Genomic DNA, 20,311 nt, shown 5'->3' with positions numbered 1-20,311 from the left:
TAGAGGATGAAACCGGAGAAGCTAACGGATATAAAAAAAGAACTTTCACACAAGAGTGTACAGGAACTAACTGACCTGTGTTTGCGTCTTGCCAAGTATAAAAAAGAAAATAAAGAATTATTAAATTACTTGCTGTATGATGCCTCAGAACCACTCCAATATTCAGAAAAGGTAAAAACTTTTTTGAATGAGGATTTTAAAAATCTCCAGCACCATTATTACTACAGCAGCAAATCTTTACGGAAGATATTGAGATTGATGAACCGTTATATTAAATATACCGCATCCAAACAAGTTGAAATTGAGCTGCTCCTCTGGTTTTGCAATTCTTTTATAAAATATGCAGATACCCGAACTTCTCACAAACCACTTCAGGCATTATTCATCCGGCAATTAGATAAAATAAAATTAATTATTCCCAAATTACATGAAGACCTACAGTTTGATTATGTGCAAGAATTTGAAGAAATGCTCAGTTTAGCAGCAGGTAAAATTTCATGGATCAATAAAAATTTGTATGCCATTAATTAACGTGTAACAATTCCTGATCGGTAACATCTAAAAAAGGAATAAAATCAATGGTAGATAAGGAAGCAAATTTTAAAGACATTTTTCAGAAAAACTCCCGAAAAATTTACCATCTATGTTATGGTTATACCGGCGATGAAGATTCTGCCAATGACCTGATGCAGGAGACTTTTATGAAAGTCTGGCAAAATCTGGATAAATTTCGTAACCAGGCGCTAATCTCTACCTGGATTTACCGAATTGCCGTGAATACTTGCCTTTCTTATTTACGTGTAGAAAAAAGACATCCGAAAGACGAGTTGACTACCAGCATTATAGAAAATAAACCGGAAGAATTATCTGACAAAAATGACCAGGTTGCTTCTCTCTATAAGTGTATATCTCAGCTGGAAGAAAACGAGAGAATACTTATAACCATGGTACTTGATGAGGTTCCATATCCCGAAATAGCACAAATTTCAGGAATTTCGGACGGGAATTTGAGAGTGAAGATTCATCGGATTAAACAGAAATTAACAGAACTTTATAACCGGAATGAAAGATTTTGATGCGCTGAAAAGTATCTGGCATGACCAGGTATCCGTGCCTAAAATCAGTCACGGCGATATTTTAAAACGGGTAAGAAAAACTAAAAACGGCTTTGCCAATAAGCTTCTTTTAGAATTAGCAGGCATGAGCCTTTCTATTGCTTTGATAATTTTTGGCTGGGCTTACAGTCCGTTTAAAATGTGGACCACACATGCAGCCATGTTAATAGTAATCATTTGCTTCATGTATTATATGTATACTCAAGTTAGAGATTACAGGAGGATCAAGGATGAATCACTGCTGATGAAAAAGCCGGAGGATTATATTGCTTATCTCAAAAAATATAAACATGACCGCTATATTTTAAACACCCGTAAATACCGCATCTATACACTTTTTCTCAGCATCGGCCTGATACTCTACTTCATTGAAATTGCGATTATGGCAAGTTTATGGATCACTTTATCCGGCCTGATTTTTACCACGGCCTGGATAGCTTTCTGTTATTTTTACGTAATGAAAAGGTATATCCAGAAAGAGGAAAGCAAACTCGAAGATATGATCTCAAACCTGGAGAGGCTTCAAAAGCAATTTGGCAATCAGGATACTGAATAATTATTTCTTTTTAGCGGCTGTATCTGTTTCTTGTTTTACTTCATCCACACTAAAACTGTTATTTCTCAGCTGATATTTTAAAATCTTTTTTTCGGTGGTCGGATTATTTTTATCCTCGTCATTAGTAACAGGAAATTCCCGCATCAGCACATCATCTTTTATGTAAACAGAATCTCCGCCTTTATATCCTTTTTTGGATTTACCGCTTAGATTCGGGAATGTAATCTGACGTGCAGAACCGCTGTTATTAAATTCATAAACATACATACTCAAATGAGATCCTTCTCCCTCGCCTTTTGCCTGGATATATAATTCCGGATCGCCGTCGGCGTCCATATCCATATTCCATACATCTACAATTTCACCATCCAGTTCGCCCGAAATTGATTTGTATTTTAAATGAGTTGAATCAGATCTAAGAATCAGGTAAGCGCCTACCGATTCTGAACCGCGACCCCAACTTACCACGTCCAATGTTAAACCGGGTTTCACTTCTACTGCTTTATGAAAACGAAAAGGCTCAGCTAATTTAACTTCAACTGGTTTAGAAGCTGCAGGTAATTCCTTTTCTTCCTGGTTGCAAGCTGATATAATAAAGGCCGAAAGCACTGTTACATGCCATAACTTTAGAGAATACATTCTTAAATATTTTAGTTAAATAACAAACGTGCAGGAATTTCTGCTTTTTCTTTTCCGGGTTCAGTAATAAATACCCGAAGATTTGACTGGCCGCCCTGCTGAAAATAACTAACCTGAATCTGATGGTATCCTTTCAACAAGTTTACTGCTCCTGAGGTTTCAAAACCGGTATGTTTACCATCATTATTAACAACCAACTGTCCATCAATCATCACCACCGATCCATCATCAGAAAATGTACTGAATTTATAAATCCCGTCGCTTTCAATAAAAATATAACCATTAAATACAGCACCGTAGGTACGGGATTTGTTCCGAAACTTAGTTAAATTTAAAACCGGTGCAATTCCCCGCTCCGCTGATTTTGATATATCAATTTTATCCGTTGAGTTAAAAACTCCGGGTACGTAGTAATAATTGAGTCCTGCCCCTTTAGTTGTAACCGATGCAGAAGCCAGGGGCAATAAATTACTTAAAATAGTGGTGGTAACCGCACTGGTTTTTCCTGATGGAGTGATCACTATGGTTTTAACTATCCGCTGATCATCCTCCGGCACTTTAATATTAAGAGGCTTATCATACAGAAGATCTGTAGCTCGTGGATTGTACCCATCTATTGTATAAAATATCTTTCCGCCTTCAACCGGCAATTTATAATCAAGGGTAAACTGAGATCCGATTAACGTAGTATCCATAGCCCCGATAGCGGTAGGAATGCGGTATAAAAAGTCAGTCTGGTCAATTGCCCCCAAATGTTTAGCCACTCTTTGTTCATTAAAATTTTTAAAATTCTTTCTTTCCGGAGCGCTCCAGGCTATTTCAGAAAGTGAAAGCAGGCGTGGCAATACCATGTATTCTACTTTTGCAGAAGTAGCCATATATTCCGTCCAAACATTTGCCTGTACCCCAAGAATATATTTCTGAAACTTTGGATCGAGATTTTCAGGAGTGGGATTATAATTATATACTTTTTCCAGAGTAGAGAGTCCATGTATTGTTAAAGGTTCCTGAACGGCATTCCCCTGATAGTGGTCAAAATAAACATGAGAATCAGGAGTCATTATTACATTATGATTTAATTTGGCAGCAGCTATTCCTCCAACAGTTCCTCTCCAGCTCATAACAGTTGCATTCGGGGCCAGACCACCTTCAAGTATTTCATCCCAGCCAATGATCTGCCTTCCATTAGAATTTACAAATTTCTCGATCCGCTGAACAAAATAACTTTGCAACTGATGCTCATCTTTTAATTTATTATCACTTATACGCTTTTGACAAAAACGGCACTTGTTCCATTGAGTCTTTGGAGCTTCATCTCCACCAATATGAATATACGTGCCCGGGAAAAGCGGAATTACTTCTGATAAAACATCTTCAAGGAAAGAAAAGGTGCTCTCCTTTCCGGCGCAAAAAATATCTTCAAATATTCCCCACTTCTCAGCTACCTTGTAAGGACCCGGATTCGGACCGCAACCCAATTCAGGGTAAGCCGATAGAGCCGCAAGTGCATGACCCGGCATTTCAATTTCGGGAATGACGGTAATGAATTTTTCAGAAGCATATTTCACCACATCCTTAATTTCTTCCTGAGTATAAAATCCTCCGTACTGAGTCTGATCGAACCGTTGAGGAAAACGATCATGAAAATGGCCAATAATCGTTTGATCGCGATAAGCTCCTACCTGAGTTAATTTCGGATATTTTTTTATTTCAATACGCCAGCCCTGATCATCTGTTAAATGCCAGTGAAAAGAATTAAGCTTATACTGAGCTAATAAATCGATGTATTTTTTAATAAAAGAAACCGGGAACATATGCCGAACCACGTCCAGATGCATTCCGCGATATTTATAACGAGGTTCATCTTCTATAAGAACACTATTAATTTGTGGAGCAGCCTGCGTATGTTTTGGAATAAGCTGCATTAAAGTTTTAAGTCCATAAAACAAACCTGCACCTTTTCCAGAAACATTTATCTGAGTAGGATTTACCGATAATTCATATCCTTCGGGATTTGAACCTTTATATTCAGCTGAAGAAAATCTGATAATTCCTTCCGGAGCTTTTATAAAATTTTTGGCTACTACCAAATCCAAAAAATGAACTTCTTTTAAGTAGTCATGAAATAGCTGAGCTATTTTTTGATCGCTTTCGGTTTCGTATTGAATTGCATATTGATTGCTAAACGTAAATTGGCCGGTTTGCGGTTTTATAGATTTCGGAACCGGAATAATTCCCAGATTGGGATCATTGGTTTGAGATTTACTGAATTGGGCGCTTATTAAAATTACGAAAGTAAACAGGAAAAATCTTCTCATAAAAATTATATCAGTTCCTTCAAATCTATAAAAATATTTCCTTCTCAATAATCCTAAATAAATTATCTGAACTTAACGGTCACTTTTTTACCTGAGATATTTTCAAGCATGGGCTGAAAAATAAGCTTCGCATTTTCCTGAGTCTTTCCTAAAATATTTTGCTGTTTGGCATTTTCAAGCAACTTTTGCTCGGCAAGTTTGTAAATGCCTTCCACCATATCTTTCGAATCGCTTGGAAAAATTACTCCTGAGACATCGTATACTTTTGATCTCTGGTGATCCAGTTTGGTGTAACAGATTTCTGGGGCGGGCAAAAAAACAGTTACCGAATCATCGTTTGAACTGATGATGTCTTCTTTCTTTATTTTGGTTAGATCAATACAACCGGTAACCTCCCCTGCGGCAACAAATAAAATCCGCTTATCTGGCAAAATCATTCGAAGTTCTTTTTTCTCCAGCACATCTTTCATGGAGTATTTAACCAATTCCAGCTTACCCATATTGCTGATTTTTTCAATCATAATATCTTCATTGAGCACTGTCCGCGTTAATGCAAACTGTCGCTTAATGTAAAAAGCAATAAAAATTAGAAAGAGAATAGTTATTATAGAAGTGATCAGAATCAGGGCGGTTCTGGTTCGGAGGTTAAAGCTGCGCATGCACTTTAACTGCAAAAAGAATGCCTCCCTTTAACCGGAGGCATCCTTTTTTTTAGAAGAAGATTTAACTGTAACGGTCGCTTCCTCCTGCTTTGCATTTGGGTTGCGTAAGCGGAGTTTACCAAAACTTCTATTGGTAATTTTTCCTCGTTTTGTTTTGATATCACCTTTTCCCATAATTCATGAAATTAACATCACTATTTAATGCTAACACCCACAGGATGATATAGTTTGCATCAGAACAACCGATAATATTTTAAGATATTAATAATCCTGATTAAGCAATAACGGATTTAACAGGCTGATGCTCTTTTGCTGCCAGATAACGTTCGGATTCAAGTGCCGCAATACAACCAGTTCCGGCTGCGGTAACCGCCTGACGCCATAATTTATCCTGTGCATCGCCGCAGGCAAAAACACCTTCTATATTCGTCTGAGTACTGTCGGGCTTGGTAATCAGGTATCCAGTTTCGTCCATATCCAACCATCCTTTAAAAATTTCAGTATTTGGATTATGACCGATAGCTACGAAAAATCCGGTTACGGGAATCGTTTTTTCTTCCGAATTTACATTGTTTACTATCCGAACTCCGGTTACATTTTTTCCGTCGCCCAAAATTTCCTTTGTTTCGGAATTATAATGAATAATGATGTTAGGCGTATTTAAAACACGGTGCTGCATGGCTTTGGATGCCCTGAATTCATCACGACGTACCAGCATATGCACCGTTTTACAAAGTTTTGCAAGGTAAGTTGCCTCTTCTGCCGCGGTATCACCTGCTCCAACAATTGCCACATCCTGTCCCTTAAAAAAGAAACCATCACAAACGGCACATGCCGAAACGCCGAAGCCATTGTATTTTTGTTCACTCTCAAGTCCAAGCCATTTTGCAGAGGCACCTGTAGCGATAATTACTGTATCAGCAGTTATAGTTTTGCTTTCATCTACCACAACCTGGTGAGGCTGGGTTGAAAAATCAACTTTAGTAACATAGCCAAAGCGAATATCCGTTCCGAAACGCTCGGCCTGTTTCCGAAAATCTTCCATCATCTCCGGCCCCATAATTCCATTTGGGTAACCCGGAAAATTATCTACATCTGTAGTTTGAGTTAATTGACCGCCCGGAACAATACCGGTATACATCACAGGTTTCAGATCTGCACGGGCAGCATAAATAGCGGCAGTATATCCGGCCGGACCGGAGCCTATAATCAGGCATTGAACATGTTCAGTTTCTTGTGTCATTATCTAAATTTTGGAAAACAAATTTAGTTTTTTCAAGTGGGGCAGGCAATATGTATTTGTCAGGAAATTCTATAATAAAATCAAGTAAAATCCTCACTTACTAATCCGGATATTTACTCCAAAATCAACTAAACGATAGAACATAGAAAAGCCTTTTGGCTGAAAAAATAGACTAGAAAAACACAGCCATTTAAAAATTAAAAGAAATCTTAGAACCGGGTTGAATGATTTTCCTCATTCTCACCTAAACCTTCAACATTAGGTTTTCGGCTTTTGTTAACCAACTCGCTTACCTTTTTAAAACTGCCTTTACCCTCATCATGCTTTATTGACACGTGACCCAATGTGCCAATATTATTTTGACTGAAGGAAGTGTGGGTTGTTCCCTTATCATAGGATTTATGGCCTGATGAATGAGATTTTTGTTTAGCTTTCATGACAAACAGCTATAAATTATGTTATTATACTAACGTAATTTATAGCTATTCCAATACAAAATTTATTAATCTAATTGGTTTAAGTTTGCATTACGCCAACGTTAAATTTCTTCTCTATTGGTGACTGATTTGCCGCCTCGATTCCCATAGAAATTACCTTTCGGGTTTCCAGGGGATCAATAATCCCATCCACCCATAGGCGTGATGCGGCATAATACGGTGTTGTTTGGCGGGTATATCTGTCGGTAATTTCTTTAAGCAACTCGTCTTCACGCTCCTGTGTTATTTCTTCTCCTTTTGCTTTAAGGGATGACTCTTCAATCTGCAATAATACTTTTGCAGCCTGAGATCCGCCCATTACTGCAATTTTAGCTGAAGGCCAGGCATAAATCAGTCGTGGATCATAGGCTTTTCCGCACATTGCATAATTGCCTGCTCCGTATGAATTTCCAATTACGATAGTGAATTTAGGCACTACGGAATTGGCAACGGCATTCACCATTTTAGCACCATCTTTTATTATTCCACCCTGTTCTGAACGGCTGCCAACCATAAATCCGGTTACATCCTGCAAAAAAACCAGTGGAATTTTTTTCTGATTGCAGTTCATTATAAAGCGGGTAGCTTTATCAGCCGAATCAGAATAGATAACTCCGCCAAACTGCATCTCTCCTTTTTTGCTTTTAACCACTTTACGCTGATTGGCCACAATTCCAACAGCCCAGCCATCAATACGGCCCAGACCGCAAATAATACTCTGACCATACAATTGCTTATATTCTTCGAATTCAGAATTATCAACCAGGCGTTCAATAATATCACGCATATCATATGGCTTTTCCCTGTTTTCTGGTAGAATGCCATAGATCTCTTTTTCTTCTTTTTTTGGAGATGCAGATTTAATACGGTCGAAACCCGCATTTTGTGGCGCACCGATCATGCTCATGATATTACGGATAGAATCCAGGCAGGCCTGATCATTTGGATGTTTATAATCTGTAACACCCGATATTTCGCAGTGAGTGCTTGCTCCGCCTAAAGTTTCATTATCTATATCCTCGCCAATGGCAGATTTAACAAGATAACTTCCAGCAAGGAAAACCGACCCGGTACCATCTACAATCATCGCTTCATCACTCATAATTGGCAAATATGCACCCCCCGCAACGCATGAACCCATAATTGCAGAAATTTGAACGATACCGCTGCTGCTCATTAAGGCATTATTTCGGAAAATACGCCCGAAATGTTCTTTATCCGGAAAAATTTCATCCTGCATGGGCAGAAAAACTCCGGCAGAATCTACCAGGTAAATTGTTGGTAAACGGTTTTCCATGGCAATTTCCTGTGCCCTCAGATTTTTCTTTGCTGTCATCGGAAACCAGGCGCCCGCTTTTACCGTTGCATCATTTGCCACGATCATGCATTGCCGGCCCGAAACGTATCCGATTCCTGTAATAACACCCGCTGAAGGACATCCTCCCTGCTCCTGGTACATATCTTCGGCCACAAAAGCACCAATTTCAAGCCATTCAGAATCAGCATCAATCAGATAGCTGATCCGTTCGCGGGCCAGCATTTTTCCTTTAGCTTTTTGCTTTTCGGCGGCCTTTGCACCACCACCGGCATATATTTTCTTTAGCCGGGTATTTACATCGTACAGAAGTTGTTTATTAATATCTTCGTTCTTATTAAACTCTATATTCATGGCGCCAAGTTAATGGTAAATGTTAGAAGCTAAAAGCCCGCCATCAAAAAGAATTTGATTCCAATTAAATCTTTTTTGAGGTTAAAAAAGGAGTTTAAGGCTTGTAAAATTTCATACATTAATTATATAGATTTGAACCTTTTAGCTTTTTAGCCGTAAATAACTATTTTATATTCCAACCGTATTATAATACTGAATGAAAAAAACATCTACGCTCCTGACATATAATCTCTGCTTAACTTTTATTCTCCTTTTTTTCAATTCTAAAACTGTTTTTTCACAAGAAGATCTTGATTCTGATGAGCTTTTTAAACTTGCCCGAACAGAAGCATTTGACAACAGCAATTATCCAAAAGCCATCTCTTTATCCAAAAAGGCTTTAGAAAGCAGTCCTGATTACGCTGATATCCGGATTTTTCTGGGAAGATTGTATACCTGGAGCGATAAGCCGGACAGTGCCCGTATGGAATTTAAAAAAGTTCTTGCTCTAAACCCAAAGAACGAAGATGCGTTAAGTGCCAACTTTGATGTTGAATATTTCAACGATCAATATTCTGAAGCTTTGCAGTTATCAGAAACTGCTTTGAATTTTTATCCCGGCTCAGAAGATTTCATCATTAGAAAAGCAAAGGCATTAAATGCGCTTGAAAGATCCAAAGAAGCGTATGAACTGACTTCAGAATATCTTATAAAAAATCCGGAAAGCAAACTGGTATCAGAACAAAATGAAAGTTTAAAAGACGGATTAAGGATTCACAGAATAGGTGTTGGATATTCATTTATACATTTTGATAAGCGATTTGATGATCCCTGGCAAATTGCTGGTATTTATTATGGCAACCGCAATAAATCATTTTCCTATACACTGGGAGTCAATTATGCCAATCGGTTTAATTCTCATGGAACTGAAATAGAGGGAGAAAGTTACCCGCAAATAGTAAAAGGTCTGTACGCATACGTAGGTGCGGCGGCGGCTTTAAGCGGCGACGGGCTTTATCCAAAATACCGTGTTGGAGTTTCTTTATACAAATCATTACCAAAAAGTTTTGAGGCAGAGCTAGGTATCAGGCACCTGCAGTTCAGCACGTCAACAGATGTATTTGTTTTGGGATTGGGAAAATATTTAGGCAATAATTTTTACAATGTCCGCTCCTATCTTACGCCTTCTGATGGTACGCTTTCTGCGTCAGTAAACCTGATTGTCAGATTTATTTTAAACGATAACCGCGACGACTTTTTCGGATTCAACCTGGGAACCGGTGCTTCACCCGATGACAGATCTCGACTACTTGATGTACCCAATTTATTAAACAGCTTTAAAGCTGGGTTAGATTTTTCGCACACCATTAAAAAGAGATCCGTAATTACATTTACCGGCACCTATATTAATGAAGAATATCTGAGCAAAACCTATGGCAATCAATATAACGGGTCCGTTAGTTTTCAGCATAAATTTTAATGAAAAAGAATAAAAGGAGACTTTCCGCCGGTGTACTTTTGTTTTATTTTGTAATGCTGTTGCCTGTTTGGATGTGGCTGGCATGGCTGGTGTGGCCGAAAACCAAACTTGTGATAGCCATTGTAGACAAAACGGTTTTAAATGTGGCCGGACAGGAGCATGCTTCACTTACTTGGGTATTAAGAAATCAGAAGTATTCAAAAACCAATGATGATCTCTACGGAGTTAAAAAAGATTATTTCGGATTTTTTCCTAAAGAGAATAAAGAATACGAGCTGAAAGGATTAGAAAAATTTTCAACTGATCAGTTAGACCAGATTGGCACCCTGAGCGATATGATGTACGTTACAGATACGTATGGAATTTACTCTACAGAATGGTTTTTAGGAAGAAATATCACGGACAGGCAACGTTTAATATACGGCGGACTATCTGCCAATGATATGCACCTGATTAAAAAAATGAAACAGCAAAAAAAGCTGATCATTACAGAATTTAACACGTTTGCAACTCCTACTTCTCCGGCCATTGCCGCAGAAATGGAAAAAACTTTTAAAATAAAATGGACCGGATGGGTTGGCAAATATTTCGATTCTTTTGATACCCTTCAGAATAAGGAACTACCTGTTTGGCTTCTTCGGGATTACAAAAAGCAAAACAACAATAAATGGCCCTTTAAAAAAGCCGGAATCGCTTTTGTAAATAAGAATGAAAAAATTGTAATTCTGGAATATGTAAAAGATCTGAATTCAGAAGTTCCTCATATTATTACTTCTAAATATAACCGTGAGAAGTATAATATTCCTAAGTCTATGAAATACCCTTTTTGGTTTGATGTAATCCAAACTTCAAGAAGCAACCAGATTTTATCTTTTTACAATTTAGAAGTGACTTCCCGGGGCAGAAAAATTCTCGAAGAAAATGGCATTCCGCCGCAGTTTCCGGCTATTATAGAGCATGACCGTGCCGATTATAAGTTCTATTATTTTTGCGGTGACTTTGCAGATAATCCGATAACGCAGGCAGGTTCTTATTTTAAAGGTATCCGTTTCTTCCGCAAAATGTTTTATAATGACGATATAGCCGCAGAGCGATCCAGTTTTTTCTGGGAATTTTATGCTCCCATCGTAACGCGGATATTAAACGATTATGAAGAAGGTTTAAAAGCCAAGAAAAAATAACAGCAATAATTTTCAGCTGATATTTCCATCACAATAAATTCTATTTAAACTGACTGTAAAGTTGATCGGGCATTATTTTAAATTCCTTTTTGAAACGATCATTTCTGGCTTTATATTGATTAAATTCTGAGCGAACCTGGTTTAATTTCGCTTCATCATTTAAAGGTACCAGACTCATATTATCACCAATTGAAAACAAAATATCCTGATCTATAAAAAACAATCCTGATATAAAATTATGGAGATCACTTTTAGTTTGTTTTAGCGGATAGTTATGAATATTTCTAAGATTTCTGGAAGTATCTAAACCGGAGCCAATCCAGGTTACACTTGATGGGGTATTTAATTTATAACTATGTTTTGCTAAAGCGAGTAATGAAGGTGTAATATCCATATGAGATGAGATTGACCGTATTTTAGCAGTTCTTTTCAGCATTGGCGAATAAACAATCAAAGGCACATGATAGCGGTCAATTTTGGTTGACATGGGTATTTCCGGTAACCTGTGATCTCCGGTTATAATAAATATGGTGTTCTTATAAGCAGGAAGTTTGGCATACTCATCAAAAAAATATCTCAAAGCATCATCAGTGTACATGATTGAAGAATAGATATTCTGATATTGACGGTAATTCATTTTTTTTGCTTCATCAAAGCCCAGTGACTGCATACGCTTTTCAAATATTGAAAGAAACTGCTGCTGGTTTGGAATTGTGTAAGGCGTATGCATGCTAATGGTTTCTATATAAGTAAGATACGGTTGCTGCCTACGCATACTTTCCATCTGCAATGACTTTTTCATCAGATCACGATCTGCAAAACCCCAATTCATACCCGAAGCTCCGTTTGGACTTCTTTGATAACCGCTTCCAAAATCTTTTAATCCCACGATCTTATCAGTGCCTGCATTTTTCATAAACTGACCCTGATTATCAAATTCCATTTCGAATCCGCCGTAAAAATTATTATGATACCCATTTTTAGCAAGGATATTTTGAAGCGATAAAAACTTAGGCATTTTAGCACCCAAATCACTAAAGCCTTTTTCGGCAAAAGGAAGCGATCCAAGAATTGAAGGCAATGAAGCAAATGTTCTTCCCTGTGAGGCAACAAAATTTTCCCAGTACAAACTCTTTTCAGAAAGCTCATCTAAAAAAGGTGTGAAACTGCCCAGATATGAGTTGGGTCCACTAAATGCCCTTCCCAGTCCTTCTACCTGTATAAAAACAATATTAGGTTTGCTTGCATAATCAATATTTAAAAAATTTCCCAGCACATCCTCGCTGTCCTCTGTTCGTAAAAACGGGTAATTGCTGTCGGTATAATTAAAGCGCTTAAATCCCGTGGCATCATCATCTTCGAGATAATTTATGGCATAAATATCTATTTCTGGTTCGCTGTTTATAAAATATCCCGTGGTTTTTTCAGTAAAGAATGCGGCCTTATTTACTGCCAGATTATATGAAAATTCTGATTTAAAGGAGGTAGAAGGCGGCAAAGCGGATAAGCCATTATAAACAAGTAAGATGGCTAGTACTAAAACCACCATAGCAACTTTTGGCTTTACAAACGATTTTCGGTTCACAAAAGATAAAACCAACCAGAATATTATTAATACTGCAAGAATACCAACTATTGAAAAAGTATCCATACTGGGAGATCCGGCAACGGTTTGCTTTATATCGTTCATAGAATAGCCAAACAAATCTGCTCCCAGAGGAACCAATGCAACCGAAAAGTATTTGATCAGTAAAAGATAAATCAGGATAAAAATACTGCCTATAACTCCGAAAGTCCAGTAACTGGCTTTTTTGATATTACTTCCAAAAAAAACAATCAGGAATGGAATGAATAAAAATGGAAGAATTTTAAAGAAGAATAAAATATCAAACAGCACCGCTTCCCAAATGATCTTATTTAAATCTGCAGGAACGTTATTGCTTTGGATGAGGTAAATTAACTCAAATGATCTGATTAATAATAAGGCTAATAAAAAGGCAAGGCTGAGATTTATAAACAGGCCCATGCATTTTTGGATTTTATCTAAAAACGGATATTCAGGATCTTCGAAATAAGTATTTTCCATATTATATTATGCAGCTTGTTTGATCTTGGTTTTAAATCCGGTACGTGTCATGGTTCCCCATGATGTTTTTCCGGTCAGCTTGTCAATATTTCCGCGAATTGCCCAGTACACAGTTAACGGGTGATATATTATAGGTTCTAAAACAGCCATTCCTAACAATCTAAATAAATCTGAACCTTTGGTGTATTGCTGATATGACATTTCTTCGAATAGAACCGCTATTGTTGATAACATAATGGCGAAAAAATAAACCATGGAAAACAGGATCAAAGAAAATTCCCAGTTGATGTATCCCATGATGGCCATTATAATAAAGCAAAACAGTCCTACAAATTCAAGTATTGGAGCTAACCATTCAAAAAAGAACCAGTACGGATAACTCAGCAATCCGAGAAAGCCATACCTGGGATTAAAGAACAAATCCTTATGCAGCCATAACACTTCCATTGTTCCGCGTGTCCAGCGATTCCGCTGTCGGCCCAATATAGTTGCGCTAGAAGGCGATTCAGTCCAGCAAAGAGGATCGGGCGTGTAAACCACACGGTAACGCAAATCCTGATCATGCATATAACGGCGCATCCGAACCACCAGTTCCATATCTTCTCCCACGGTATTGTGGTTGTACCCTCCTACTTTAATCACAATTTCTTTATCAAAAAGACCCATTGCGCCGGAGATGAGCAACAAGCCATTTAAGCGGCTCCAGGCCATTCTTCCCATTAAAAAAGCCCGGATATATTCTAAAACCTGAAAGCGGGGAATAATTTTATCAGGCATATTTACTGAAATTAAACGGCCGTCACGAACTTCGCATGAATTAGCAATTCTAACCACACCACCGGTAGCTATCACTCTTTTACCCTCGTCTAAAAATGGTTTAACCATTTTTAATATCGCATCCTGTTCCACAATACAATCCACATCAATACAAAGAATGAGATCTTTGCCGGATACATTAATACCCATGTTTAAAGCATCTGATTTGCCTCCATTATCTTTATCAACTACCGTTAAACGGGAGAATGCCGGATCTTTTGATTTGTAAATTCCACGTAGAGGTTTTGTTTTGATCTGTTCATTTAAAGCGAATTTTACTTTTTCCAGTCCAAAATGTTCAATCAGCACAGCCATTGAATTATCTGAACTTCCATCGTTAATAATAATCACCTCAAAATTGCTGTAATGAAGCGATAGTAATGAACGCACATTATCAATAATAGATGCTTCTTCGTTATATGCCGGAGCCAGAATAGAAACTGAGGGTGCATGCGGAGAAACCAAAATGGCCTTATAATCTACATAACTGTTTTTCCTCAGATAGGATTTCATTTCTACTGCTGATAAAAAAGTTAGAAAGATGTACGAAAACATCACAATAAGCGCATAGTAGAAAATGGCATTATTTAAAAATTCCTCAAAGAAAAAGTAATATAAGCTCATTAATTTTTAATCCTTTGGTCTAATACATGTTCTACAATTGATCTATTTTGAAATGTAGAATCATGATAGATTTTTGATAATAAATCCTCGCCCGAAGGGCCGTGCAATTTTATGGCATACAAGGCAGCCATGCGGATTTTAAAGTTTTCAGAGTAAGTTCTGGATTTTAAAAAATCAAGATAATTGCCTGAAGAAATACGGCCCAATGCTTCGATTACATTTAATTTAATTTCAATTGGCTGATTAAAATACATTTCAAACAAATTCTCTTCAACCATTTCAGCTTCCATTTTGCCAATGTTCTCTATAGCCCGGGCCCTGATTTTTAAATTTTCATGTTTAAATAGTAAAACCATCAGCGGTATGGCATCCCATTGCTGATAATGGTTAACCAGTTTTAAGCAGAGCATAACCACCGAATCGTTCTTAGAAGAAAGCCATTTTGAGAATAATGGAATCTGAACGTTTTTTGTCTTGGTAATTACTTCGAACAAAACCAGCTGATGCCAGTCTAAAATTCTTTCGCGGGCCCGATCTAAAAACCGGAATGGGTTATCATCACTCAGTTTCACAAATGCTGCTTGTGCTTCCATACGCAGTTGCCCGTTTTCTTCGTCTGTAAACTGCAGAATATTTTCTGCTTCCGTTCTCAGATTCATTTGCGTGATTTCGCGAATGCCTTCAATTTTTTTCTCCCAGTAATTGCTTTTAAGTTTTGCAATGGCTTCTTTGTGTAAATTTAACCGAAGGTATAATCCTCTTAAAACATCGGCGGTTTTGCCAATAAAATTGGCGTGGTATTCAAGCAACTCCTTAGTGAGCATTTTTTTTATAAATGGCCTGTAAAGCGGAAGCTTTTTAAATTGGGGCAGAAAATGATTGATTATCGTTTCAGTATCATCATCATCACCATAAATTATAATGTTAGCAAGCAGATTTGAAATAGTATCATTCCACTTATCTTTTTTCCTTTTAGCCGCATTTTGCCTAATTCTTCTGACAGCTATATACATATACAACTCTGCGAAAACAATGGCGCAAAACAGGATAATTATTAAAGCCGAACGTATATTAGATGGAAAATACGGAAGTCTTGTGGTAAACAAATCTCTTAAATAATCCACAACGGAGTATATTGAGTTCATTGTTTTAGAAATGTGTTATATGGAAGGTTGTTTAACATGTTTCCGCACACGAATACTTAGTTCACTTAAATTAAAGGGTTTGGTAATGAAATCATCTGCACCCAGCTGAAAAGCTTCCAGCACTATATTTTCTAATCCAACTGCAGAAAGCATAATTACCGGAGTATCTTTGGTTTGAGGGTTACCTTTTACTTTACTCACTATTTCCAGGCCGCCCACAAATGGGAGCATAATATCAGTAATAATAAGATCAAAACTCTGAGCCTGAATCAAATCTAAAGCAACAGCCCCATCAGCAGCAGTATGAACTTCATATCCGTCTTTACGCAGGCGAAACTCTAATGCTTTTAGCATTAAAACTTCATCTTCAACTATTAGTATTTTGGAAATCATATTTATAAATCAATTCAATCTTAGAATTTCAATTAAGGATTAGAAGATGATAAATCTGAGTCAGATTGCATCAGCGTTTAGTCTTATACGTACCTGAGCAAATTTAAGGTTTAGGAAAGATAATATTTAAATTAAATATCTGATATGTAATTAGCTTAATTTTACAGAAAGCAAGAAGCGTATTTTATGTCATTGAGCGCTAATGAGCACTTATGAGCTTTGAATATTTCCTATTATTTAAAAATATTTATATTTGAAATTTCTCTTGAAGATGCTAATCTTTCAAAACATCAGGTAAATAAAGTTTAGCGATTTTGCCTTTTGAACCGGTTAATAAAATCATTTTACCATTTTTAGCTTTTCTGACCGTATTAAATCCTTGCGGCGATATATTTTTCCATGTCTTACCTCCATCAATAGAAATATCCGTCCCGGTAGGACCTGTGGATACCAATATATTTTGCGTGATATATTCTACAGCCGAACGGTAACCAAAAGGAGAAATCTGAGGTGTTGCCCAGGTTTTACCGGCATCACCACTGAGAAGCATATTGTTAGTTCTTAAAGTATCAATCAGGTAATCGCCTCCAACAGCAACCATATTTTTGGAATTTACAGCAATAGAAAAAGGTCCTGATGAATTATTTCCCTGGATAATGGGGCATTCAAATGCTTTCCAGGTTTTCCCGAAATTTTTAGAATGGAAAACTCTTGATTTCATTCCGCCGGTAGCTATCCACACCTTTCCTTTTTTGCCGGTGCGAATGGTAGTTCCACTGGCTGCAAAACTTGCTTCCCCTTCGGCCAGCGGAATTTTTATATTATTGCTGATATTTTTCCAGGTAATGCCTGCATCCCTGGTTTCCAGAAGCTGAATTTTTCCATTAATAGGATCTCCATAAACAATCCCATGGTCCTTAGTCCAGAAATCCATACCATCTAAAAAGATCTCGGGAGAATCATTAAAATAAACTTCTTTCCAGGTTATACCTCCGTCTGCAGTTTTCAGTATGACTGCCGGCGTACCTGCACTAACAATAATGGCCTCCCGGGAAGAGAAAGCTTCAATATCTCTAAAATCAAGCTTGTTGTATTTAGGATGCTGATTCCATTTCCAGGTTTTACCCGAATTAGTGCTCAGGGCTGTGTAGCCGTTGCTGCCACTAATCCATGCTACAGAATCATCAACAATTGATAAACCTCTGATACTGCTATTTTTTCCGGAATCTATTAAAGTGATTTCCTGAGCACTTACAGTGCTGAAAATTAATACCTGAACCAAAAAACTTGCAAATGTTATTTTCTTCATCGAACACGGGTCCAGGTTTCTGTTCTTCCCAATAAAGAAAAGCCGACATATCCTCTTACATCCAGCTTATCGCTGCTAACCATGCTTAGTTTACAACTATAGGTTTTGCCGGTCTTTGGATCATAAATTGATCCGTTTTCCCATACTCCTTCATCGGTATATTTGAATTTTTTAAGAATTTCCAATCCCAGTAACGGTTTGGTTTTTAAAGACGCTACCGGATTTTTACTATCCATTTTAGGTTTCCCTTCTTCATCATTCGGATTTTTGAGCCAGACCAGTTTACCGTAGTAGAAACTACCTTTTTTATAGATCATCGTTTGGCCTTCTCCCGAAGAATTTAACCATTTACCCATTATAGCATCAGAGCTTTGGGAAAAAGCAGGTATCGTGAACAACGAAATAAATATTAAAACAATTATTTTTTTAGCTATCATCTAGTTCTTAATAAAGGACTTAAATTTATCTTATATATTGATAATGCCAAAATTATACGATAATTAATAATTGAATGATAATATACGGCCTAAGATTTTATATTTGCAGTTCGAAAAAATGCCCGGATGGCGAAATTGGTAAACGTTGCGGTCTCAGAAGCCGTTGGAGTTATATCCTTGAGAGTTCGAGTCTCTCTTCGGGCACGGTAAGTTAAAAAGAATAAAAAGCCCGGGTGGCGAAATTGGCAGACGCACCACTTTGAGGGGGTGGCGCTCGAAAGGGCGTGGCAGTTCGAATCTGCTCCCGGGCACTTTTTAATTAAGTAAGGAAAATTCTTTTCAACTTACCCTTCAATCTGTATCCATTCTTATCTCAGGCTTCTAAAACCAATCCATCATACGCAAGGAAAATTCCCTGCGGAAGCATTGCTGATATTTCGGAATGCGTTCCCAAGCGGTGGCTCATGTGGGTAAAATAAGTTTCATTTGCACCAATTTCTTCAGCCAGTTTAATTGCCTCATCAAGTGTTAAATGTGAAATGTGCTTTTCCCGCTGCAAAGCATTAATTACCAAAATTCTGGTTCCCCTGATCTTTTCTTTCTCTTGATCGGTAATCGTTTTAGCATCGGTTATATATGTAAAATCGCCAATTCTGAAACCGAATACGGGAAGCTGAAAGTGCATCACTTCTACAGGTAAGAAAGGAACTCCGCATACTTGAAATGAATTATTTTCAATTGTATGCATATTAATCCTCGGGATTCCGGGATATTTTAAAGATGAAAAGATGTAAGAAAATTCTTTTTTTAAAGCTTCCTGTACCCTTGGATGGGCGTAAACCTCTATCTCTGTTTGTTGCTTAAAATTAAACGCCCGAATATCATCCATTCCGGCAACGTGATCTTTATGCTCATGAGTAAACACAATTGCATCCAGGTGTTTGACACCCGCCCTTAGCATCTGATACCGGAAATCAGGGCCGGAATCTATTACAATAACTTTCCCCTCCACTTCTAATAAAACTGAAACCCGAAGTCGCTTATCCCGATAATCTGCTGAGGAGCAAACCCGGCAATCGCAGGCAATTACGGGGATGCCCTGTGAGGTTCCTGTTCCTAAAAATGTGACCTTCAAAATTCTAATTTTGTTTGTTTGAGTTGATAAAGAAATGTTTTTTGATTTTCTGAAAGCTCCGAATCATCTACCGCAGGCAATTCTCGCAGCAGTTTAGATAATGAGAGAATTTTGCTCTCGAGATTAGAAAATTTATTCACAACAATTATCCTGCTTTTTTCAAGGACACATGCACCTGTTTTAAAATTACCTTTCTCATAACGTACTTTGTAGTTCAATGCGTTAAGTAATAATTCTAATTTATCTAAGGTAGATTGGGTATTTGATATAGCCATTGAATCAAAAATACTTAAAATATTTTCAAAGCCTAACCGATTGAACATTCGGTTAAAATAAAAAGGCGGAAGATGATTAAACCTTCCGCCTTTTTAAAATAATTTAAAAATTTATCTTAAATCTACCAGTTCAACACCGGGATATTTCTTTACATCGAATGAAAATACAGAATCAGAAATTTTCACATTCGGGGTAAAACTTTTGATTGCATATGTATACTTATTACCGTTTTTGTCAAAAATAAGTGCGTTTACAATTTGTTTATTAAGCTTATCTATTTTTAAACGAACTTTAAAAAAAGTTCCCTTACCATCCACAGGAGTTAAATCTATATTCTGGTAAACCCGGTTATTGGCTTTAGTTTCACCAGTGTAAAGATATTTGAAGCCCTTCTCATAAATGGTAAAAATCTTTGCGGGATTTAAAGCATCCGAGCTTAAATCAACTCCGCTCAATTGTACCTCTTTATCTGCCTTTAAATACGTCCACTGATTTTTGCCGTCACTAATCAGTTCCTGTTCCTTTAAAATAACTTTATACTTATTTGTCTTTGAACGCACATATAAAATACCCGACTGACTTTGTTTGATTTTTGCCTGAGGATTATCCAATGTGTAGGTAAATTCTGATTTTATAGCATCATATGAGCGATATTTTTTGCTTACCTGAGCTAAAATAGCTTTAGCTCTCGGATCCGATTGTGCCGTGGCGCATAATGAGGTACCAAGCAGAACAAAAGCCATAAAAATTATTTTTCTCATCTTATTTTGAT

21 protein-coding genes and 2 tRNA genes are annotated in these 20,311 nt (G+C 37.3%); 7 read left to right on the top strand and 16 right to left on the bottom strand.

Annotated features, from left to right (window positions below):
- The first annotated feature begins 6 nt into the window (after positions 1-6).
- From G521_RS16730 to G521_RS0107680, 3 genes are read left to right on the top strand one after another with little or no spacing between them, the layout of a single operon-like run.
- A complete protein-coding gene (locus G521_RS16730; RefSeq protein WP_051189599.1) occupies positions 7-531 on the top strand; it encodes a hypothetical protein in 525 nt (174 codons plus the stop codon).
- Positions 532-578: 47 nt separating this feature from the next.
- Complete coding sequence (locus G521_RS0107685; protein ID WP_026898025.1) at positions 579-1,076, top strand: RNA polymerase sigma factor; 498 nt, start codon at positions 579-581, stop codon at positions 1,074-1,076.
- Entirely contained in the window at positions 1,063-1,671 is a 609-nt protein-coding gene (locus G521_RS0107680) for a hypothetical protein (protein ID WP_026898024.1), read from the top strand. The genes G521_RS0107685 and G521_RS0107680 overlap by 14 nt, the downstream gene beginning before the upstream one ends.
- Here the strand turns inward: G521_RS0107680 and G521_RS0107675 are convergent, their stop codons facing one another.
- The 7 genes from G521_RS0107675 to G521_RS0107645 all read right to left on the bottom strand — a co-directional run bounded on the left by G521_RS0107675 (position 1,672) and on the right by G521_RS0107645 (position 8,678).
- Entirely contained in the window at positions 1,672-2,310 is a 639-nt protein-coding gene (locus tag G521_RS0107675) for a hypothetical protein (protein ID WP_026898023.1), read from the bottom strand.
- An 11-nt stretch (positions 2,311-2,321) separates the two neighbouring features.
- Positions 2,322-4,628, bottom strand: a complete 2,307-nt coding sequence (locus tag G521_RS0107670; RefSeq protein ID WP_036678723.1) for a family 20 glycosylhydrolase — start codon at positions 4,626-4,628, stop codon at positions 2,322-2,324.
- Positions 4,629-4,690: 62 nt separating this feature from the next.
- Complete coding sequence (locus G521_RS0107665) at positions 4,691-5,149, bottom strand: DUF4230 domain-containing protein (RefSeq protein ID WP_245580848.1); 459 nt, start codon at positions 5,147-5,149, stop codon at positions 4,691-4,693.
- A gap of 168 nt (positions 5,150-5,317) precedes the next feature.
- Positions 5,318-5,464: a 30S ribosomal protein THX gene (locus G521_RS18005; RefSeq protein WP_081675034.1), complete on the bottom strand. Its 147-nt coding sequence runs from the start codon at positions 5,462-5,464 to the stop codon at positions 5,318-5,320.
- A 100-nt stretch (positions 5,465-5,564) separates the two neighbouring features.
- Positions 5,565-6,533: a thioredoxin-disulfide reductase gene (gene trxB / locus G521_RS0107655; RefSeq protein ID WP_026898020.1), complete on the bottom strand. Its 969-nt coding sequence runs from the start codon at positions 6,531-6,533 to the stop codon at positions 5,565-5,567.
- A gap of 209 nt (positions 6,534-6,742) precedes the next feature.
- Positions 6,743-6,970, bottom strand: a complete 228-nt coding sequence (locus tag G521_RS0107650) for a hypothetical protein (RefSeq protein WP_026898019.1) — start codon at positions 6,968-6,970, stop codon at positions 6,743-6,745.
- Positions 6,971-7,049: 79 nt separating this feature from the next.
- Positions 7,050-8,678: an acyl-CoA carboxylase subunit beta gene (locus G521_RS0107645; protein WP_026898018.1), complete on the bottom strand. Its 1,629-nt coding sequence runs from the start codon at positions 8,676-8,678 to the stop codon at positions 7,050-7,052.
- 196 nt (positions 8,679-8,874) lie between these two features.
- On the opposite strand from G521_RS0107645, the gene G521_RS0107640 reads away from it, so the two are divergent.
- Positions 8,875-10,137 carry a YaiO family outer membrane beta-barrel protein gene (locus G521_RS0107640; protein WP_026898017.1) on the top strand — a complete coding sequence of 421 codons (1,263 nt, stop codon included), beginning with the start codon at positions 8,875-8,877 and terminating at the stop codon, positions 10,135-10,137.
- Positions 10,137-11,318 (top strand): hypothetical protein, encoded by a 1,182-nt coding sequence (locus G521_RS0107635; RefSeq protein WP_026898016.1) that lies wholly within the window; start codon positions 10,137-10,139, stop codon positions 11,316-11,318. The genes G521_RS0107640 and G521_RS0107635 overlap by 1 nt, the downstream gene beginning before the upstream one ends.
- A gap of 40 nt (positions 11,319-11,358) precedes the next feature.
- Here G521_RS0107635 and G521_RS16725 read toward each other — a convergent pair whose 3' ends face one another.
- The 6 genes from G521_RS16725 to G521_RS0107605 form a co-directional block, all read right to left on the bottom strand.
- A complete protein-coding gene (locus tag G521_RS16725) occupies positions 11,359-13,404 on the bottom strand; it encodes an LTA synthase family protein (protein WP_051189595.1) in 2,046 nt (681 codons plus the stop codon).
- Between the two features lie 6 nt (positions 13,405-13,410).
- A complete protein-coding gene (locus G521_RS0107625; protein WP_026898015.1) occupies positions 13,411-14,844 on the bottom strand; it encodes a glycosyltransferase family 2 protein in 1,434 nt (477 codons plus the stop codon).
- Entirely contained in the window at positions 14,844-15,989 is a 1,146-nt protein-coding gene (locus tag G521_RS0107620) for a HEAT repeat domain-containing protein (protein ID WP_155975725.1), read from the bottom strand. Before G521_RS0107620 ends, G521_RS0107625 begins: the two co-directional genes overlap by 1 nt.
- A gap of 15 nt (positions 15,990-16,004) precedes the next feature.
- The gene (locus tag G521_RS0107615; protein WP_026898013.1) at positions 16,005-16,382 is read right to left on the bottom strand and encodes a response regulator transcription factor; all 378 of its coding nucleotides are present in this window, start codon (positions 16,380-16,382) and stop codon (positions 16,005-16,007) included.
- Positions 16,383-16,656: 274 nt separating this feature from the next.
- On the bottom strand, positions 16,657-17,691 hold the full coding sequence (locus tag G521_RS0107610) for a WD40/YVTN/BNR-like repeat-containing protein (protein WP_026898012.1): 1,035 nt from the start codon (positions 17,689-17,691) through the stop codon (positions 16,657-16,659).
- A complete protein-coding gene (locus tag G521_RS0107605) occupies positions 17,688-18,128 on the bottom strand; it encodes a DUF2147 domain-containing protein (protein WP_036678720.1) in 441 nt (146 codons plus the stop codon). Before G521_RS0107605 ends, G521_RS0107610 begins: the two co-directional genes overlap by 4 nt.
- A gap of 120 nt (positions 18,129-18,248) precedes the next feature.
- Between G521_RS0107605 and G521_RS0107600 the strand changes: the two genes are divergently transcribed.
- Positions 18,249-18,332, top strand: a tRNA-Leu gene (locus G521_RS0107600).
- A gap of 23 nt (positions 18,333-18,355) precedes the next feature.
- Positions 18,356-18,439 (top strand) — tRNA-Leu (locus tag G521_RS0107595).
- Between the two features lie 62 nt (positions 18,440-18,501).
- Here G521_RS0107595 and G521_RS0107590 read toward each other — a convergent pair.
- From G521_RS0107590 to G521_RS0107580, 3 genes are all read right to left on the bottom strand, one after another.
- Positions 18,502-19,263, bottom strand: a complete 762-nt coding sequence (locus tag G521_RS0107590) for an MBL fold metallo-hydrolase (protein WP_026898010.1) — start codon at positions 19,261-19,263, stop codon at positions 18,502-18,504.
- On the bottom strand, positions 19,260-19,586 hold the full coding sequence (locus G521_RS0107585) for a hypothetical protein (protein WP_245580847.1): 327 nt from the start codon (positions 19,584-19,586) through the stop codon (positions 19,260-19,262). The genes G521_RS0107590 and G521_RS0107585 overlap by 4 nt, the downstream gene beginning before the upstream one ends.
- A gap of 63 nt (positions 19,587-19,649) precedes the next feature.
- A complete protein-coding gene (locus tag G521_RS0107580; RefSeq protein WP_026898008.1) occupies positions 19,650-20,300 on the bottom strand; it encodes a LolA family protein in 651 nt (216 codons plus the stop codon).
- Between the last annotated feature and the right edge of the window lie 11 nt (positions 20,301-20,311).

The organism is Daejeonella oryzae DSM 19973 (assembly GCF_000422945.1).
Classification (GTDB): domain Bacteria; phylum Bacteroidota; class Bacteroidia; order Sphingobacteriales; family Sphingobacteriaceae; genus Daejeonella; species Daejeonella oryzae.
The sequence above is the reverse complement of the archived record's forward strand: the minus strand, read 5'-3'. Positions and strand labels throughout refer to the sequence as shown.

What these genes read in the sequence shown, in the direction of transcription:
- G521_RS0107610 (WP_026898012.1), bottom strand. Translation starts at nt 17,691, where the DNA reads ATGAAGAAAATAACATTTGCAAGTTTTTTGGTTCAGGTATTAATTTTC.
- G521_RS0107620 (WP_155975725.1), bottom strand. Translation starts at nt 15,989, where the DNA reads ATGAACTCAATATACTCCGTTGTGGATTATTTAAGAGATTTGTTTACC.
- G521_RS0107650 (WP_026898019.1), bottom strand. Translation starts at nt 6,970, where the DNA reads ATGAAAGCTAAACAAAAATCTCATTCATCAGGCCATAAATCCTATGAT.
- G521_RS0107680 (WP_026898024.1), top strand. Translation starts at nt 1,063, where the DNA reads ATGAAAGATTTTGATGCGCTGAAAAGTATCTGGCATGACCAGGTATCC.
- G521_RS0107685 (WP_026898025.1), top strand. Translation starts at nt 579, where the DNA reads ATGGTAGATAAGGAAGCAAATTTTAAAGACATTTTTCAGAAAAACTCC.
- G521_RS0107580 (WP_026898008.1), bottom strand. Translation starts at nt 20,300, where the DNA reads ATGAGAAAAATAATTTTTATGGCTTTTGTTCTGCTTGGTACCTCATTA.
- G521_RS0107640 (WP_026898017.1), top strand. Translation starts at nt 8,875, where the DNA reads ATGAAAAAAACATCTACGCTCCTGACATATAATCTCTGCTTAACTTTT.
- G521_RS0107675 (WP_026898023.1), bottom strand. Translation starts at nt 2,310, where the DNA reads ATGTATTCTCTAAAGTTATGGCATGTAACAGTGCTTTCGGCCTTTATT.
- G521_RS16725 (WP_051189595.1), bottom strand. Translation starts at nt 13,404, where the DNA reads ATGGAAAATACTTATTTCGAAGATCCTGAATATCCGTTTTTAGATAAA.
- G521_RS16730 (WP_051189599.1), top strand. Translation starts at nt 7, where the DNA reads ATGAAACCGGAGAAGCTAACGGATATAAAAAAAGAACTTTCACACAAG.
- G521_RS18005 (WP_081675034.1), bottom strand. Translation starts at nt 5,464, where the DNA reads ATGGGAAAAGGTGATATCAAAACAAAACGAGGAAAAATTACCAATAGA.
- G521_RS0107645 (WP_026898018.1), bottom strand. Translation starts at nt 8,678, where the DNA reads ATGAATATAGAGTTTAATAAGAACGAAGATATTAATAAACAACTTCTG.
- trxB (WP_026898020.1), bottom strand. Translation starts at nt 6,533, where the DNA reads ATGACACAAGAAACTGAACATGTTCAATGCCTGATTATAGGCTCCGGT.
- G521_RS0107615 (WP_026898013.1), bottom strand. Translation starts at nt 16,382, where the DNA reads ATGATTTCCAAAATACTAATAGTTGAAGATGAAGTTTTAATGCTAAAA.
- G521_RS0107635 (WP_026898016.1), top strand. Translation starts at nt 10,137, where the DNA reads ATGAAAAAGAATAAAAGGAGACTTTCCGCCGGTGTACTTTTGTTTTAT.
- G521_RS0107605 (WP_036678720.1), bottom strand. Translation starts at nt 18,128, where the DNA reads ATGATAGCTAAAAAAATAATTGTTTTAATATTTATTTCGTTGTTCACG.
- G521_RS0107625 (WP_026898015.1), bottom strand. Translation starts at nt 14,844, where the DNA reads ATGAGCTTATATTACTTTTTCTTTGAGGAATTTTTAAATAATGCCATT.
- G521_RS0107665 (WP_245580848.1), bottom strand. Translation starts at nt 5,149, where the DNA reads ATGATTGAAAAAATCAGCAATATGGGTAAGCTGGAATTGGTTAAATAC.
- G521_RS0107670 (WP_036678723.1), bottom strand. Translation starts at nt 4,628, where the DNA reads ATGAGAAGATTTTTCCTGTTTACTTTCGTAATTTTAATAAGCGCCCAA.
- G521_RS0107585 (WP_245580847.1), bottom strand. Translation starts at nt 19,586, where the DNA reads ATGTTCAATCGGTTAGGCTTTGAAAATATTTTAAGTATTTTTGATTCA.